At 43.0% G+C, this 16,230-nt stretch carries 18 protein-coding genes; 9 read left to right on the top strand and 9 right to left on the bottom strand.

From position 1 onward, the window contains the following. Positions 1 to 196 precede the first annotated feature (196 nt). The 5 genes from lolA to KCV09_RS08475 all read left to right on the top strand — a co-directional run bounded on the left by lolA (position 197) and on the right by KCV09_RS08475 (position 5,215). Positions 197 to 889, top strand: a complete 693-nt coding sequence (gene lolA / locus KCV09_RS08495; protein WP_151753143.1) for an outer membrane lipoprotein chaperone LolA — start codon at positions 197 to 199, stop codon at positions 887 to 889. 133 nt (positions 890 to 1,022) lie between these two features. Further along, complete coding sequence (locus KCV09_RS08490; RefSeq protein ID WP_212515028.1) at positions 1,023 to 1,808, top strand: RsiV family protein; 786 nt, start codon at positions 1,023 to 1,025, stop codon at positions 1,806 to 1,808. 135 nt (positions 1,809 to 1,943) lie between these two features. Then, complete coding sequence (gene serS / locus KCV09_RS08485) at positions 1,944 to 3,215, top strand: serine--tRNA ligase (RefSeq protein ID WP_212515027.1); 1,272 nt, start codon at positions 1,944 to 1,946, stop codon at positions 3,213 to 3,215. A gap of 64 nt (positions 3,216 to 3,279) precedes the next feature. Continuing rightward, positions 3,280 to 4,674, top strand: a complete 1,395-nt coding sequence (gene cysG / locus KCV09_RS08480; protein ID WP_212515026.1) for a siroheme synthase CysG — start codon at positions 3,280 to 3,282, stop codon at positions 4,672 to 4,674. A 61-nt stretch (positions 4,675 to 4,735) separates the two neighbouring features. Then, positions 4,736 to 5,215, top strand: a complete 480-nt coding sequence (locus KCV09_RS08475) for a tRNA (cytidine(34)-2'-O)-methyltransferase (protein WP_048765922.1) — start codon at positions 4,736 to 4,738, stop codon at positions 5,213 to 5,215. 87 nt (positions 5,216 to 5,302) lie between these two features. On the opposite strand, the gene KCV09_RS08470 is transcribed toward KCV09_RS08475, so the two are convergent. The 6 genes from KCV09_RS08470 to rpoD form a co-directional block, all read right to left on the bottom strand. Next, complete coding sequence (locus KCV09_RS08470) at positions 5,303 to 6,700, bottom strand: APC family permease (RefSeq protein ID WP_004943238.1); 1,398 nt, start codon at positions 6,698 to 6,700, stop codon at positions 5,303 to 5,305. 262 nt (positions 6,701 to 6,962) lie between these two features. After that, on the bottom strand, positions 6,963 to 8,147 hold the full coding sequence (locus KCV09_RS08465; protein WP_151746561.1) for an iron-containing alcohol dehydrogenase: 1,185 nt from the start codon (positions 8,145 to 8,147) through the stop codon (positions 6,963 to 6,965). Position 8,148: 1 nt separating this feature from the next. Further along, positions 8,149 to 8,682, bottom strand: coding sequence for a hypothetical protein (locus KCV09_RS08460; RefSeq protein ID WP_004941050.1), 534 nt, complete (start codon positions 8,680 to 8,682; stop codon positions 8,149 to 8,151). Between the two features lie 76 nt (positions 8,683 to 8,758). Next, entirely contained in the window at positions 8,759 to 9,418 is a 660-nt protein-coding gene (gene lipB / locus KCV09_RS08455) for a lipoyl(octanoyl) transferase LipB (protein WP_104124873.1), read from the bottom strand. Between the two features lie 85 nt (positions 9,419 to 9,503). Further along, positions 9,504 to 9,791, bottom strand: a complete 288-nt coding sequence (locus tag KCV09_RS08450) for a YbeD family protein (protein WP_004941045.1) — start codon at positions 9,789 to 9,791, stop codon at positions 9,504 to 9,506. Positions 9,792 to 9,895: 104 nt separating this feature from the next. Beyond that, positions 9,896 to 11,782 (bottom strand): RNA polymerase sigma factor RpoD, encoded by a 1,887-nt coding sequence (gene rpoD / locus KCV09_RS08445; protein WP_004943228.1) that lies wholly within the window; start codon positions 11,780 to 11,782, stop codon positions 9,896 to 9,898. 364 nt (positions 11,783 to 12,146) lie between these two features. On the opposite strand from rpoD, the gene KCV09_RS08440 reads away from it, so the two are divergent. After that, positions 12,147 to 12,359, top strand: a complete 213-nt coding sequence (locus tag KCV09_RS08440; RefSeq protein ID WP_004941040.1) for a PA3496 family putative envelope integrity protein — start codon at positions 12,147 to 12,149, stop codon at positions 12,357 to 12,359. 73 nt (positions 12,360 to 12,432) lie between these two features. Beyond that, a complete protein-coding gene (locus KCV09_RS08435) occupies positions 12,433 to 12,957 on the top strand; it encodes a YecA/YgfB family protein (RefSeq protein WP_004941036.1) in 525 nt (174 codons plus the stop codon). Between the two features lie 111 nt (positions 12,958 to 13,068). Here the strand turns inward: KCV09_RS08435 and tmpT are convergent, their stop codons facing one another. Both tmpT and KCV09_RS08425 read right to left on the bottom strand, forming a co-directional pair. Continuing rightward, the gene (tmpT, locus tag KCV09_RS08430; protein WP_104124874.1) at positions 13,069 to 13,716 is read right to left on the bottom strand and encodes a thiopurine S-methyltransferase; all 648 of its coding nucleotides are present in this window, start codon (positions 13,714 to 13,716) and stop codon (positions 13,069 to 13,071) included. A gap of 37 nt (positions 13,717 to 13,753) precedes the next feature. After that, positions 13,754 to 14,230, bottom strand: a complete 477-nt coding sequence (locus KCV09_RS08425; protein WP_004941029.1) for a DUF2938 family protein — start codon at positions 14,228 to 14,230, stop codon at positions 13,754 to 13,756. A 64-nt stretch (positions 14,231 to 14,294) separates the two neighbouring features. On the opposite strand from KCV09_RS08425, the gene KCV09_RS08420 reads away from it, so the two are divergent. Further along, positions 14,295 to 14,705 (top strand): helix-turn-helix domain-containing protein, encoded by a 411-nt coding sequence (locus tag KCV09_RS08420; protein ID WP_104124875.1) that lies wholly within the window; start codon positions 14,295 to 14,297, stop codon positions 14,703 to 14,705. Between the two features lie 25 nt (positions 14,706 to 14,730). Here KCV09_RS08420 and KCV09_RS08415 read toward each other — a convergent pair whose 3' ends face one another. Further along, on the bottom strand, positions 14,731 to 15,336 hold the full coding sequence (locus KCV09_RS08415; RefSeq protein WP_088459615.1) for a DedA family protein: 606 nt from the start codon (positions 15,334 to 15,336) through the stop codon (positions 14,731 to 14,733). 294 nt (positions 15,337 to 15,630) lie between these two features. On the opposite strand from KCV09_RS08415, the gene KCV09_RS08410 reads away from it, so the two are divergent. Beyond that, entirely contained in the window at positions 15,631 to 16,182 is a 552-nt protein-coding gene (locus KCV09_RS08410; protein WP_212515025.1) for a GNAT family N-acetyltransferase, read from the top strand. Positions 16,183 to 16,230 lie beyond the last annotated feature (48 nt).

The raw sequence follows: 16,230 nt of genomic DNA, 5'->3' as shown, positions 1-16,230 counted from the left end.
GATTGTTTGAAAAAGCCCACGATGTGGGCTTTTTTTATATCTGAAGATAAAGATGCTCTCCATCATTATGAATAAAACTCACAAAGCAGCCGTATAAAACTACAAAATGTCTTATTTTTTCAATTCTTAGCATATAATTTGTCGGGTAATATAAAAATCAAATTGATTGAAACACAACGAAAGACAAGGTGATATTATGACGATGCTTCGTAAAACCATGTGTGCAATAACGATAAGCGCAGCAACGCTTGCACCTGTCATGAGCACGACAGTGTTTGCCGCGACGCCTGCATCGGAACAACAAGCCACTTCAAACTTGGTGAAGCAACTCACGGGTATTCAAAGCTTGAGTGCCAACTTTGAGCAAACCACTAAAGTAACCAACTCAAAAGCGCCACAAAAGAAAGGGCTGACAGCGCAGCACATGAACCAGACCTTTAAAGGGGTAATGAAAGTTGCGCGTCCAGGAAAGTTTTTCTGGGAAACCTCAACGCCGTCTAAACAGACCATTGTGACCACGGGTAAAACGGTCTGGATTTATGACCCTGATCTACAACAAGCGATTCGTCAGAGTCTAGATGAACAGGTTGCCAACACGCCTGCGCTGCTCCTTTCTGGAAATACCAGTCAGATCATGCAGTCTTATCGGGTGACTCAGCCAGATCGTAGTAAAACTTACTACACACTGTATCCAAAAGACAGTGAGGGTGCCTTTCAAAGCCTGACCATCAGCTTTGGCGCCAATAAAGCACCAAGTTTGATGATTTTGCAAGATTCACTCGGTCAAACCACATATGTTCGATTTAATAACGTGAAGTTAAATGCTGCAATTCCGACATCGACCTTTAATTTCACACCGCCAAAAGGCACGGATATTATCGATCAATAAGCCGTCAATATAAAAAAGCCGCATATGCGGCTTTTTTATATTCGGGCTACATAACTTCAATGTTCAGCTTAAAAGTGGCTTTGCTATAGTGAACTCCATTGAGATGACATGATCATAATAGAGAGGAGTGCATATGACTTTATTACCTACAAGAAAAACAACTGTTCTGGTTTCAATATTCAGTGCCACTTTACTGATCAGTGCTTGCCAACCCAAATCTGATGCAAAGAACGAGCAAAAATCTACGACAACTCCCGCCGCTCAGCCCAGTATTCCCGCATTAAAGGCCAAAGTGGTCGCAGTCAAATTGCCAAAAAACAAGCTATGTTTAGAAGATGGGTGTACCACCTATAACTTTCAAAGTGTCGAAACCAATCAGCCTTGGATTGATGCATATTTTAGCGAACGTATTAAAAAGGCCGATCCAAATGCCTTTGCCAATTTACCCGATCAGGCTGTGAAGTTGCCTGATGGAATGCCGCAAGATGGCCAAAGTATGATTTACGTGCGTTATTTGGGGCAAAATTACAATCTGGCTTCATTTGAATTATTCACATATACCTATTCGGCAGGTGCAGCACATGGGATGTATCACAAAGAATACGTTATTTTCGATTTGGCTCATAAAAAGCATGTGACGGTGGCAGATTTAATCCAGACCGGAAAAGAGGCAACCCTACTTGATCGACTCTACAGTTATAATCAAAGCTGGCTGGATGAACATAGCATTTCACGAGAAAAGCTAAAACTGAGCGACAACTATTATTATGGCAATGACGGCATCGTGTTTGTCTATCCACTTTATGAACTGGCCTCGTATGCTGAAGGGCTTACAGAGCTGACCTTGCCGTATGATCAAGCCAAAGATGTGATTAAACCTGAGTATTTGCCGAGTCAGCCTGTCATGCAATCGCCTTAATCTGGCTAAATTGAGTCTGAATTCAGGAGTAAAGCTGATTTAAGTCATTTAAAATTGTCGTGAAGTGCTGACTGTATTTTTTGATGTGAAGCGCTTACACTATAAGGCAGTTTTTTCCTTAACTTTTGATTGACTATGATCGACCCAAAATTACTCAGAAATAATATTGAAGCTGTAAATCTGGCCCTTGCTAAACGTGGTGTTCAACTTGATCCGGCTGAATGGTCAGCACTGGAAGCACGCCGCAAGGAGCTTCAATCCAAAACTGAAAGTTTGCAGGCAGAACGTAATGCCGGGGCGAAGCAAGTTGGCCAAATCAAAAAAGCGGGTGGTGATGCATCAGAAATCATGACCCGCATGCAAGCAATTGCAGATGAGATCAAAGCGGCCGAAGTGGCTTTGGCTGATCTACAGGCAGAGATTGAACAAAAAGCGCTCACTATTCCAAACTTGCCGCATGAATCTGTGCCAGAAGGCAAAGATGAAAGTGATAATCTGGAAATATCTAAATGGGGCACGCCGCGTCAATTTGATTTTGAAATCAAAGACCATACCGACTTGGGCGAATGGATGGGGGGGCTGGAGTTTGAAACGGCCACTAAACTCACCGGTTCACGCTTTAGCGTATTAAAAGGGCCTTTGGCACGCTTACAGCGCGCTTTGACTCAATTTATGCTCGATACACATACCTTAAAAAATGGTTACACCGAAGCATACGTGCCGTATTTGGTCAATGCAGATAGTTTGCGTGGAACAGGGCAGTTGCCAAAGTTTGAAGAAGACTTATTTAAGCTACAAGGCGAAAAAGAATACTATCTCATTCCTACCGCCGAAGTGCCAATCACCAACTTTGTGCGTGATGAAATTATCGATGCCGATCGTCTTCCGCTGAAGTATGCAGCGCACACACCGTGTTTTCGTAGTGAGGCAGGTTCGTATGGTCGTGACACCCGTGGTCTGATCCGTCAGCATCAGTTTGATAAAGTAGAAATGGTGCAGATCGTTAAACCTGAAGATTCTATGCAGGCACTTGAAGAATTGACTGCACATGCTGAAGGGATCTTGCAGGCACTCGGCTTGCCGTATCGCAAGATTTTGCTGTGTGGTGGTGATATGGGCTTTGGTTCAACCAAAACGTATGATCTTGAAGTGTGGGTACCGAGCCAAAATACCTATCGTGAAATTTCATCATGTTCAAATATGGGCGACTTTCAGGCACGCCGCATGATGGCGCGTTATCGTAGTGAAGCCAAGAAAACTGAATTGGTCCATACCTTAAACGGCTCTGGACTGGCTGTTGGTCGTACACTTTTGGCGGTGATGGAAAACTATCAACGTGTAGATGGTTCAATCGAAATTCCAGAAGTGTTGCGTCCGTACATGGGTGGTGCAACGTTTATCGATTAATTGCATCGATTGTGTGCATGATTTTTGCTTTTACCCACCCAATGTTTTGATTCCGAGGTAGGCAGTGGAAATTTTTCCAATTTCGCTTAAGTTACAGCAACAGCGTTGTTTGATTGTGGGAGGTGGGCATATTGCCTACCGTAAAGCTGTCCTACTGGTTAAAGCGGGCGCAATTTTAGATGTGGTTGCACCCGAGATTAGCAGTGATTTAACTGCATTGATCGATCAAAGTCAGGGTACTGCGTATCACAAGCCTTTTGAAGACACTGATCTGCAGCGTGCTTATCGATTGGTAATTGCAGCCACTGATGTTGCAGCCGTAAATAAGCGAGTATTTGAGCAATGCGAAGCGCGAACGATCTTGGTCAATAGCGTCGATGACATTCCCAATTGCCGCTTTATGGTGCCTGCCATTATTGATCGTTCACCGCTCCTGATTTCTGTGGCTTCAAATGGTGCATCACCCGTGCTCTCGCGTCAGCTTCGCACGCAGATTGAAACATTGGTGCCACATGGCATGGGTAAACTGGCCGAGTTTTCTGGTCGCTGGCGCAAACAAGTGAAGGCCCAGATTGAAAATCCAGATGAACGCCGTATTTTTTGGGAAGATTTATACAATAGTCCTTTAAAAGAGCAGGTGTTCAATGACAATCTGGATGCTGCAAACCAGATGATGACCGATGCACTGCAAAACTGGCACACGCCTAAAGGTGAAGTGTATTTGGTCGGGGCTGGCCCGGGAGATCCAGAATTACTTACACTCAAAGCGTTACGCTTGATGCAGCAGGCCGATGTCGTTATTTATGACCGTTTGGTCTCTGCGCCAATTATGGAACTATGCCGTCGAGATGCAGACAAAATCTATGTCGGAAAGGCGCGTTCAAATCATAGTGTGCCCCAAGAAGGTATCAATGAGTTGTTGGTCAAGTATGCGCAGGCCGGTAAACGGGTTTGTCGACTCAAAGGCGGTGATCCGTTTATCTTTGGCCGTGGGGGCGAAGAAATTCAGGAGCTTTTTGCTGCGGGTATTCCGTTTCAGGTGGTGCCCGGCATTACCGCTGCTTCGGGATGCTCGGCATATGCCGGTATTCCACTGACCCATCGTGACTATGCGCAGAGCGTACGGTTTTTAACAGGACACTTAAAAGCCGGATCTCCAGAGCTGCCATGGAAAGAGCTGGTCTATGAAAATCAGACCTTAGTACTGTATATGGGGCTGGTCGGACTTGAACAGATTTGCGAGCAACTGATTGAACATGGTCAGCGGCCTGATATGCCTGTGGCCCTGATTTCAAAGGGTACTACGCCAGAGCAAAAAGTTGTTGTGGGAACATTACAGACCATCGCATCGAAAGTACTTGAGCACCACATTCATGCACCGACGCTGACGATTATTGGTGAAGTGGTGAATTTACGTGATCAGCTTCAATGGCATGATTCGGGGTCGAAAATTGCCTAATCCCATCCGTTCAGGTGTATCACCTGAACTTGTTTAATCTAAGTGAGAAGCGAGTAGTTAAGTGATTCACGTTGTTTTGTTTGAGCCTGAAATTCCTGCCAATACCGGTAATATCATACGCTTGTGCGCCAATACAGGTGCGCAGTTGCATTTGGTACGTCCGTTAGGATTTGAGCTGGATGATAAAAAGCTTAAACGTGCTGGGCTGGATTATCACGAATATGCGCGCATGAAAATCTGGGACAATATCCAATTATGCCTAGATGATTTACAGCGTCAGGGGGTTAGCGCGGTTTTTCCTCTGACCACCAAAGGCACATCGACCCCGCATACAGTCGATTTAAATCGACCTATTGCACTATTGATGGGGCCTGAAACGCGTGGATTGCCAGAAGCGGTACGCTTAATGTTTCCTCAGGAAAACTGGATTCGTTTGCCGATGGCAGAAAATTCTCGCAGTTTAAATCTGTCTAATGCTACGGCTGTAATTGTATACGAAGCATGGCGTCAGCAAGGTTTTAAAACCTTATCGGCAGTTTAAATGGTCTAGTAAGGTGTTTATTTTGTTCTGTAGCTTAGAGCAACAGAAATAAAAAAAGGCGCGATGCGCCTTTTTTTATTTCTTGGTTTATAACTTGTCGTCAAACTCATTATGCTGAGGTGCTGAGTATTTAAAACCTTTGGTTTTATAACCTAAGTACAAAATACCAAACATCGCCCACCACAAGCCGTATTTCAGCGCAGTGTCTTCAATTTCAAGCCACATGGCGAAGATACTAAAAAAGCCCAACAACGGAATGATCACAAAGTTTAAGATATCTTTAAAGTTTTTGGTGCGTCCATCACGAAGTGCATAGCGTGAAATGACCGACAGATTCACGAAGGTGAATGCTGTTAGGGCACCAAAACTGATCATTGAGATAATGATATCTAAGTCCATAAAGCCTGCAGCTAAGGCAACCACACCTACAATCATAATATTGTAAGACGGGGTATAACTGCTGCTGCTGATATGGCCAAAAATCTTCTTGTTGATAATCCCGTCACGGCCCATTACGTACATCAAACGCGATACGCCTGCATGTGCCGAAATACCCGACGCCATAACGGTCACAATTGCAAAAGCCAATACGTATGACTGAAACAGTGATCCACCTACAAGCATCAAGATATCAGGCTGGGTGGCTGCAATATCAGCAAAGTAGCTTTTTGGATCGCCCGGGAAATAAATCTGGATGAAGTACGTGCTGGCAATAAAAATGACACCCGCCAACAACGCTGTCAGAAAAATTGCTTTAGGTAGCGTTTTTTCCGTATCTTTGGTTTCTTCAGCCAGTGAGCTTAATGAGTCAAATCCGGTAAACGAGAAGCATAGCAAGGTGGCACCCGTTACGATTGCACCCAAGGAGGTCAGTTCGTTCCAAAAAGGTTCGAGGCTCCAGAGCTGATAGCGTGTTTCAGCAGTCATTGGTCCGTCTGCATTTAAGCCCATCTGGAGTTTTTCATAGACCAGATAAGTAAAGACGGCAATCACAATCAATTGAACCAAAACAATCCAGCTATTGAAATGCGCGACGAATTTCGCACCACGAAGGTTCACTCCCGTCATAAATGCGGTCAGCACAATGACCCAGACCCAGTGATTCACTGATGGGAACAACGCCTGTAAATAAATGACAGCCAGAATGATGTTGACCATAGGAGAGAGCAGATAGTCCAGCCATGATGACCAACCGACCATAAAGCCAACATTGGGATGAATCGATTTTTGCGCATAGGTGTACGCAGATCCGGAAGACGGATAGCGACGAATCATATGGCCATAACTGATCGAGGTCAGCAAGATCGCAATCAGAGCAATGATATACGATGTCGGTACATGATGATGACTTTCTTCTGATACTAGGCCAAAAGTGTCAAATAGGGTCATCGGTTGAATATAAGCCAAACCGATGATGATGATGTGCCAGAGTCCTAGCGTCTTTTGCAGTTTAGCCGCAGGTTGAGTCCCAGTGTGAGTTGTCAACGGCGTATCCTCATAATCGTTGATCAAGGATCAGTCATGTCTGTTAAGGATCGTTTGAGACGAACGATCCCCCCTATACAAAAAGTAAAGTGCGCCAATCTATCCTAAAATGGGGCCTTTTGTCAGTAACTTTGTTGAATTTTTAGCAAATTTTTTGCCAACTTGACCAGTAAAAAAAATGAATAAAAATTCATCTAAAAATAAAAGAGTCTGAACTTAAAGTAAATTCAGACTCTTAGCAAAATGATAAAAAAATGAAGAATTACCAAGCTTTTTTCAAAATCGCTTTTAGATCAGCTAAGCTCGCTTCTTTTGGGTTATAAATAATTGAGCCATCATTGAGTGCTTTTTCAGCCACTTCATCGAGCTGAGCCTCGTTTATCTTGCCTGTTTCACGTAAGGTACGTGGCAGTTTGGTCATACTGAATAAACGATCACGCATGGCCAAAATGGTGGAAATGGCCTTGTCTGCACGTTGATTGGCTGGTGTTTGAGCGTATATATCAGCGCCAGCCAGTGGCAGCAAGAGGTCGGCAATTTTTGGACCATTCACGTCTTTGTTGTATTCAAGCACGTACGGTAAGAATAGATTCATACATAAACCGTGCGGCAAATGCGCAACTGCACCCAAAGCATGACCGAGTGAATGCACCAGACCGACCATCGAATTTGAAAAAGCAATGCCGGCCATGGTAGAGGCTTGTGCCAGTTCAAGACGGCCTTGGGCATCGTTTGGATTTTCAATGACTTGAAACAGATGCTCGCTGATTTTTTTAATTCCGGCGCTGGCGTAAGCATCGCTAATTGGATTTGCGGCTAGGCAGGTATAGGCTTCGACACAGTGGGTTAAAGCATCCATGCCAGTCATTGCAGTGAGATGAGCGGGTAACGTCAGGGTCATGCGCGGATCTAAAATGGCAGCATGTGGCATCAAATAGTTCGAAGCAAAGGCCATTTTGACATTTTTTTCCGTATCTGACACAACGGCCACCATAGTGGCCTCAGAGCCTGTACCTGAGGTGGTCGGAATAACAAAAAACGGCTTTAACGGTTTAGGTAGATTGTGGGCACCTGAATATTTTAAGAGATCATCACCGCCCTCAGAAACCAGAATATTGGTGGCTTTCGAGGTATCAATCACGGAGCCGCCACCAATGGCAATAATGGCATCACAGCCATGCTCACGATATAACTCTGCTGCACGTCGAACCGTTTGCAGGCTAGAGTCGGGTGGAACATCATCAAAAATATAACCAATTACCGTATCGGTTGAGCCAAATGCTGCTTCGATGGGTTCGAGTAACTTGTTGGCACGCACGCCTTTGTCGGTAATGATAAAGGCTTTTTTTGCGCCCAAGGTAGCCAGTTCAAACGGAATATGTTCAAGCGCGGCATGGCCAGCAATCACTTTGACAGGACAGAAAAACTCATAGTAAGGCTTGGCCATGTTAAATACTCCGTTTTAAGTATGATTGTGCAACTTTAAGATAAATATGGGCAGCGCCGGTCAATTTGTCCTTCAATGCCAGCTCGCTTGGGTACTCTTTTACTGCAAGTGAAGCCACGACTTTAGGTAAAATCAAGGCTTCCATTTTATTTAGACACCGTACCAGACGAATTGCATACGACAGATCACCATCAGCAATCATACGGTCATTGGCAAATGCCTGTGCGGTACTTTCCTGAAAAGAAAATACTAAAAAAGCATGACTTAAATGCTTAAAGGTAATGGTGAGATCGGGTTTGATGTCGGTATTGGAAAGTAACTGAAGGCGTTTATCTGGTGTTACACGCGCCACGAAAGCTGGACCATGTGGAAAAACGTTCATTGATAAAACAAAATTGGCTGGAAACTTGGCAACTTCCTGTTGAATCTCTTGATCGACTTCACTTGCCATGGCAAGCCCGCGCCCAATCACATCCATCATGAGTTTGACGTAGCTCAGCTGCAATGCAGGTTTAACGGCTTTTATTGGAATCACTCTACTTTCCCTTTGCAGTTTCTAATTTTATTTAGAGTATTTACTCTAATTGATTTTTTGATGATCGAAAAGTGATTTATCGTGTGATGACTTGTACGTCACTAAAATCTTCGCGGGATTTAAAATAGTTCACTACCTGATCGCATAACTGTTCAAAGCTAGGATAGGCAGCCAGTAAGTCACATAACCGCACCATTTCGAGCCCAGCATAACCACAAGGATTAATACTTTGAAAGCCACTCAGGTCGCAATCGATATTTAAAGCCAGCCCATGATAACTGCGTCCGCGACGAATTTTAAACCCCAGTGAACCAATTTTACGCCCTGCAACATACACACCCGGGGCATCAGCTTTGGCATAAGCTTCAATGCCATAAGCTTGAAGCAGATCAATCATGAGTTGTTCAGCAAAAGAAACCAGCGTTCGAACATTCCATTTCAAACGGTTCAGATCAAATAAAAAGTAGATCACCATTTGTCCCGGACCATGCCACGTAACCTGACCGCCTCGATCAGATTGAACCACAGGAATGTCGGTTTGCAGCAAGATATGTTCTGGCTTTCCAGCTTGACCTTGAGTTAAAACAGGCTGATGTTGCAAAATCCACAATTGATCGGGAGTATCGGCATCCCGCTCATTGGTGAGGGTTTTCATTTCATCAAACAGATCGGCATAGGGATGCAACTGGGTGTATTGTCGAATGACGAGTGTAGGTTTTAAAACAGTATCATTCACAGATCGTATCTCTTCGTGTTTGAAGTGAAAGCAGAAATTAGATAGGCAAATAAAGAAAAACACGCCACAGGGCGTGTTTTAAAGCTTAAAGTGCAGTACGAATCAGTGGGCAAGCCGCCAAATCTGCATACAGTGCGTGTACTTGTTCAAGTTCTTCAAAGCGCAATTGCGCTGTTAAAGAATGATATTTTCCTGTACGTGATGGTTGCACCTTGATTGATGCAGCATCAAATTCAGGAAAGTGCTTCTGCAAAATATCAACAACAGCTACGCGAAGCTCATCTCCTGCATTACCAATCAATTTGATTGGATAATCCATTGGAAAAACCCAAAGATGTTCTTGTAATTCACGAGAAGGAGTGCGGTCTAACATATCAGTCTCCATAGTTAATGCCTGCGAAGATGCAGGCATTAAAGTATTTGGATCTTAAATGGGGGCAATCACCTGAGTATCAAGTGACTACGGATCAGCAGTGCTTAGTCATTTTCAAGGAATGAACGTAAATGTTCAGAACGTGAAGGATGACGCAATTTGCGCAGTGCTTTCGCCTCAATCTGACGGATACGTTCACGTGTCACATCAAATTGTTTACCCACTTCTTCTAGCGTATGATCCGTTGGCATGTCGATACCAAAGCGCATTTTCAAGACTTTTGCTTCACGTTCAGTCAAGTTTTCAAGCACTTCACGTGTTGCTTCTTTTAAGCCTTCCGAGGTTGCCGCATCAACTGGTGAAGTGATGTTTGAATCCTCGATAAAATCACCCAAATGCGAATCTTCGTCATCACCGATTGGTGTCTCCATCGAAATCGGTTCTTTGGCGATTTTAAGCACTTTACGGACTTTTACTTCGTCCATTTCCAAACGTTCACCCAGTTCTTCAGGTGTCGGTTCACGGCCCATTTCTTGCAGAAGCTGGCGAGATACACGGTTGATCTTGTTAATGGTTTCAATCATGTGTACCGGAATACGGATGGTACGTGCTTGGTCGGCGATCGAACGAGTAATGGCCTGACGAATCCACCATGTTGCATAGGTCGAAAATTTATAACCACGACGGTATTCAAATTTATCAACCGCTTTCATCAAGCCGATGTTACCTTCTTGAATGAGATCAAGGAATTGCAAACCACGGTTGGTGTACTTTTTCGCAATTGAAATGACCAGACGCAAGTTGGCTTCAACCATTTCTTTCTTGGCACGACGTGCTTTGGCTTCACCAACAGCCATACGTTTAGCAATTTCTTTGATCTCGCGGACGTTTAGATCCAGATCTTTCTCGATTTCAGCAATTTTTTGCTGGAAAGCCAAGATATCTGGGCGCACCTTTTCAAGATGGCCTTTGGTTTCGGCTGGTGCTTTTGCAATCTGTTCTTCAAGCCAGCTTGGGTTTGACTCTTGTCCAGGAAATGTAGTACGGAACTGGGTACGATCCATACGACCACGACGGACAGCATAACGCATCACTTCACGTTCGTTAGAACGAATCTGCTCGTGTGTACCGCGAATCATCTCAGAGATAATATCAAACAGGCGAGGCGTGAACTTAAACATCATGAACACAGTGGCCAAAGACTCAAGTGCAGCTTTGGCTTCGTCGCTGTTACGGCCATGTTTGGCAATCACAGATTTGGTGTTGTTCCATGCAGCTTCGAGTTCTTCAAAGCGAACTTTTGCAATTTCTGGATCTGGGCCTGAATCACCTTCAGAGTCGTCATCGCTTTCAGACTCTTCCTCTTCTTCATCCTCGTCATCGAGCTTGACCTCTTTGGTCGATTTAGTCGATGCATCATCGTCTTGATCAATGTCGGCTTCTTCTTCCAGAACTTCTGGAATCTCTTCGTCTGATTCAGGATCAAGATAACCAGACAAAATGTCGGCTAGACGGCGTTCGCCAGTCACATAATCATTATATTCTTGTAATACAACTTCAACGGCATTTGGCCAGTAAGCAATCGAATGAAGAACGTCACGAATACCTTCTTCAATACGTTTTGCAATGCTGATTTCGCCTTCGCGCGTTAAGAGTTCAACCGTTCCCATTTCACGCATGTACATACGTACAGGGTCTGTTGTACGGCCCGGTTCATTTTCCACAGACGCAAGTACAGCTGCAGCTTCTTCTTCTGCAACTTCATCGGCTTCTGTCGAATCACCGAACATCGTATCATCAGATTCAGGTGCACGTTCATGCACAGGAATACCAACGTCTTGAAGCATCTGGATAATGTCTTCAATCTGTTCGCTTTCTGTGATTGAGTCTGGGAGATGATCGTTAACCTCAGCGTAGGTTAAGTAACCTTGTTCTTTGCCTCGGCTAATCAGAGCCGCTACTTGAGAAGTAGGGGAATGCATATCGCTCATCTTTGCTTACTCTTCGTTGAATCTGTGGCAGTAAAAAACCGTGCATGATAGCACAATTCGCTATAAATGTTTTCAATTTGATCGATCAGATATAAATGAAAAAAATCTTTGATTTCACAGCTATTTTTTGAATATTGGGACAAAACGAATGTTTTTCAAGTGCAATGCCTGTTTATTTTTTCTTCCTGCTTCGCACATGATTCTCAACACTATCAAGACTTTTCTGAATATACAATTTTTTTGACGAAAAAAAATTCAAAAACCCTGAATTTATGAAAAAAAATAAATAAAACTTGACAAGGATTTTAAAGGGCGATAAATAGCGCCTAGAACATTCACATTTTTTCATTATGAGGTAGTTTTAGTGTCTTCTACAGATTTTGAATTAGATGATAACTACGGTGATGATGATGATGTTAGTTTTGATGAAGCATCAGGCAAAATCAGTGCCAAAGAATCATTAGAAAAGCGTCGTTTGATTGACGATCTACTCGCGCAGCGTCGATTGGAGCGTGAGCTGAAAGATTTTGATTATGATCTTGATGATGATGATCTTGATGACGACGACGAAGACTAACATAAATCAGATGTAGTCCATCCACGGCTGAAAATGATATGCTACAGCCTATTTTTATGAAATTGGATACACAATGAGTACTTTGAATTTAGACCTATTGAGCGATTATCTTGACGGTGACCAAAACGAATACGGTCTGGATTTTGCAGCTACTCATGGTTTTTTGTGTGCCATTGCGGTTGGACCACAGTTTGACCGCTGGTTAAATGAATTGTTTGAAGGCAATCAGAAAAGTGTGCCAACAGCAATCATTGAACAGATCAATATTTGGCTTGATCAGATTCGCCAAAATCTGGCTAATGAAGAAGGAATCGAGTTTCCTTTTGAAATTGAAGAAGCCGACACCGAGTCAAGTTTGGGCGACTGGAGCGTTGGTTTTGTCGATGCGATGTTTCTCAACGAAGATGCATGGTTTACACCAGAGCATGAAGAGCAATTGGTCGATTTGACTTTGCCGATTATGGTGTTCAGTGGCATTGATGAAGAAGATCCACAAATGGAATCGTTCCGTCGTAATGGTCAGTTGATGGATGAGCTGGCGGAAGAAATTCCAGAGAACCTAAACGAATTGTATTTGATGTACCATACACCCAACTAAAATGTTTTCGCGCTGCTTTTCGTCAAGTAGTTAAACACAATGTTTGGCTTATTGGTTTAAAGCTGCGACTTGAACACACAAAAAACACCTCTAAAGAGGTGTTTTTTATTTTTATTTAGCGCGTAAATACCAGATTTTTTCTTGCGCTTGTCGTCCTTTGTGTTGTTCTGATAATTCCACATGCGCCAGTTGTCGAATTGAATATTGCGATGCATAAAGCTGTTCAATTTCTTCTGCCTCTACCGAGAAAGGCGGGCCTTGAAAACTGTCTTGATCATACTGGTAACTCACTAGAAGCTGCACTGCGCCTTGAGTTATATCGATCAGATGCTGTGCGTAGCGGGCACGCATTTCAGGCGGTAATGCAATTAAGGCTGCGCGGTCATAAATTGCATCGATCTGCCCAATCTCTACATTGGATACATCGAAAAAATCACCAACAAAAAGATCGATTTCTGGATGATGATAGTGAACACATGCTTCAAGCTGTTTTTGTTCAAATACAATGCCCAGATCATCTTTCAACTGTTGCATCAAAGCATGAATTGCAACAGGACTTAGCTCAATCGCCACCACGCGAAAACCTTGTATGAGCAACCAGCCAATATCCAAAGTTTTCCCACTTAAAGGCACCAAAATACGAGCATGTGGCTGGAGTGATAAAGTAGATAAATACTGAATTAAGTAATCATTGGGCTGTGGCTGATGAAAACCAATTCGATTTTCTTGCCAGCGTTGATGCCAAAAATCTTGTTGCATGCCACTATCCTTTGTTTAAAGTATAAGTTGTAACGAGTTAAACCACGTTATTGAATAGATGAATTGCTAAATATAGTCCTATACCAAATACACCATGAGCAAAAACACTTTTAAGTCGCGCTTGCCACGCAGAGGGCACTCGTCGCGCAGCAATTCCAAATCCGAAACAAGGCTGCATTATAAAAAAGGGTATAAGCACGGTGAATAAACCAAATCCCACAGCACAAAAGAACAGAGGTTGCTGTTCGCTAGGGATTGCTAAATAATAAAGACCAGCAAAGCCTACACCAATCATATAATGTGCGAGCCAGCCCACCCATTTTTCATGGGTAAGTCGAGCTGAGTTAATGATATTACGATGACAAAAAAATCCTTTTGGCATAGATAAAAGCCACCGACCGACCAATGAATAGTCCAGTGATTGCACTCCAAACCAAAATTTTAACGCTGCGCTAGAAAGATCCATACAGATTGTTGCAGCCACACCGATCCAGAAAATATATACCACTTCCATTATTGCTTTAGCCTGATAAAGTAAGATACTACAGTCTACAAATTGAAGTGAACTTCAAGTCAAGATGAATGAGATCACGATTTCAACGCTTGTCCGTCAGACCGGATTAACAAGCTCAGCGCTGCGATATTATGAACACATGGGCTTAATTCGTTCTATTGGGCGTAAAGGTTTGCAACGCGTCTTTTCTGAGCAGGTGTTAGAACAACTCGCTTTGATTGAATTAGGTAAAAAGGCAGGATTTAGTATTGCTGAAATTAAAGCCATGTTGGGGCGGCCAGATTCACAGGTAGATAAATTAAAACTTGAGGAAAAAGCACAGGAACTGGAGCAGAAAATAAGAGAACTTGAATCGCTCAGAAAAATGCTAAACCATGCCACGCAGTGTAGTTTTGTCAATCCGTTGGAGTGCCCAAAGTTCAAACGCATCATGGCATTGTCCAAAGCTGGATCAGTTTTAATCACTAAAGATTAAGATATCGAAGTGAAATGAACTATATTTAAGCTTTGTGTTTGAAGAATTTTCTATACAACCACATCAAACCTAACACTGCAACAATTGCCAAAATGACATATCCCACACGATGCATGATTGCAAACATGAGTGCTTGATTTTCACCAAAGTAAAAGCCCACACAAGCTAAAAATGTGGTCCAGATCAGTGTACCCAAGCTGCTATAGAGCATAAATTTCCAAAAGGGCATATGACTCATGCCAGCCGGAATACTAATGAGGGAGCGAACAGCCGGAATCATGCGTCCGAAAAAAACAATTCTGTGACCATAATGCTCAAACCAGTCAAGTGCCTTGTGTACGTCTTTGCGCTTAATGAATAGATATTTGCCATAACGGTCTACAAGTTTAAATAAAGATTCTTGAGGAATCTTACGACCCAAAGCATACAAAACGGCTGCGGCAACAATCGAACCAAAGCTGCCAGCAACAATCACACCGACAATCTGTAACTGACCACGTGAGGCGGTATAGCCTGCACTGGGCATAATAATTTCAGAGGGAATAGGAGGGAAGACATTGTCTAGAAACATTAAGAAGGCGATGCCCAAATAGCCTAAACGTTCAATAATCTGTATGACCCAATTTTCCATAGAATTGAATTGGTAAATAAAAAGATAGTAATGATGGTGCTTTAAATTTCAAAGATTTGTTATGTAAATTTATACATCGGCCTACTGTGATGCTCAAAAATGCTGAGGCGTAATTTACGATCGAGTGTCGTATCAAGCGTACTGTCAGCAGTAAATCCTGCTGTCAAATTGTAAATATTGCGCTATTTGTTGGGTGAATCGTATAAGGTAAAACGGTAAAACCACCATATAAACTTTTGTTTTAATCCAAATGAAATAACGAATTAAAAAGTCAAATGATCTAAAGGCATCAGCATGCAAAAAATAGAAATAACGCAAGCAACTCCGCAAGATTTAGATTGGATCGTCGCGCTTTACCAAGCCAATACCAAACAGCAGCTTCAGCAGCCAGTGCAGGGCTTTGTGCAGGATAATCCGCATTTTGAACAGTTGGCACAAAAATGGATTGAGTCTTCATCGATTTATAAAGCTGAAATTGGGCAGCAGCCTGCAGGTTTTCTGGTACTCCAGCAGATGCTTTCAATGAATGGCCCTGAAATTATTCAGTATATTCATCAACATGCCGATATCTTGGTGTTGAATGAACGCCATCTGGCCGATATGCGTTATGCCACGTATGGACCTATTTTAGTTCATCATGATTTTCGGGGCATCGGTGTTGCAAAGCGCTTATATGAACAGGCGATCCAAGATTTAAAACAGCAATCTTTTGATGCCTTGATTGCTTTTATTGATCTTGAAAATTCTACCTCGCTAAAAGTACATATCGATGGATTGGGCATGCGTATTATCGATAAAGTTGTACTTCCTTCAGGTCAGTTTTATATCATTGGTCAGGTCGTATAGAAACAAAAAAGCCGAAACAGTGTTTCGGCTTTATGATGTATTGATGAA

This window comes from Acinetobacter soli, from assembly GCF_018139125.1.
Classification (GTDB): Bacteria; Pseudomonadota; Gammaproteobacteria; order Pseudomonadales; family Moraxellaceae; genus Acinetobacter; species Acinetobacter soli.
This window is presented reverse-complemented; position numbering and strand designations above follow the sequence as displayed.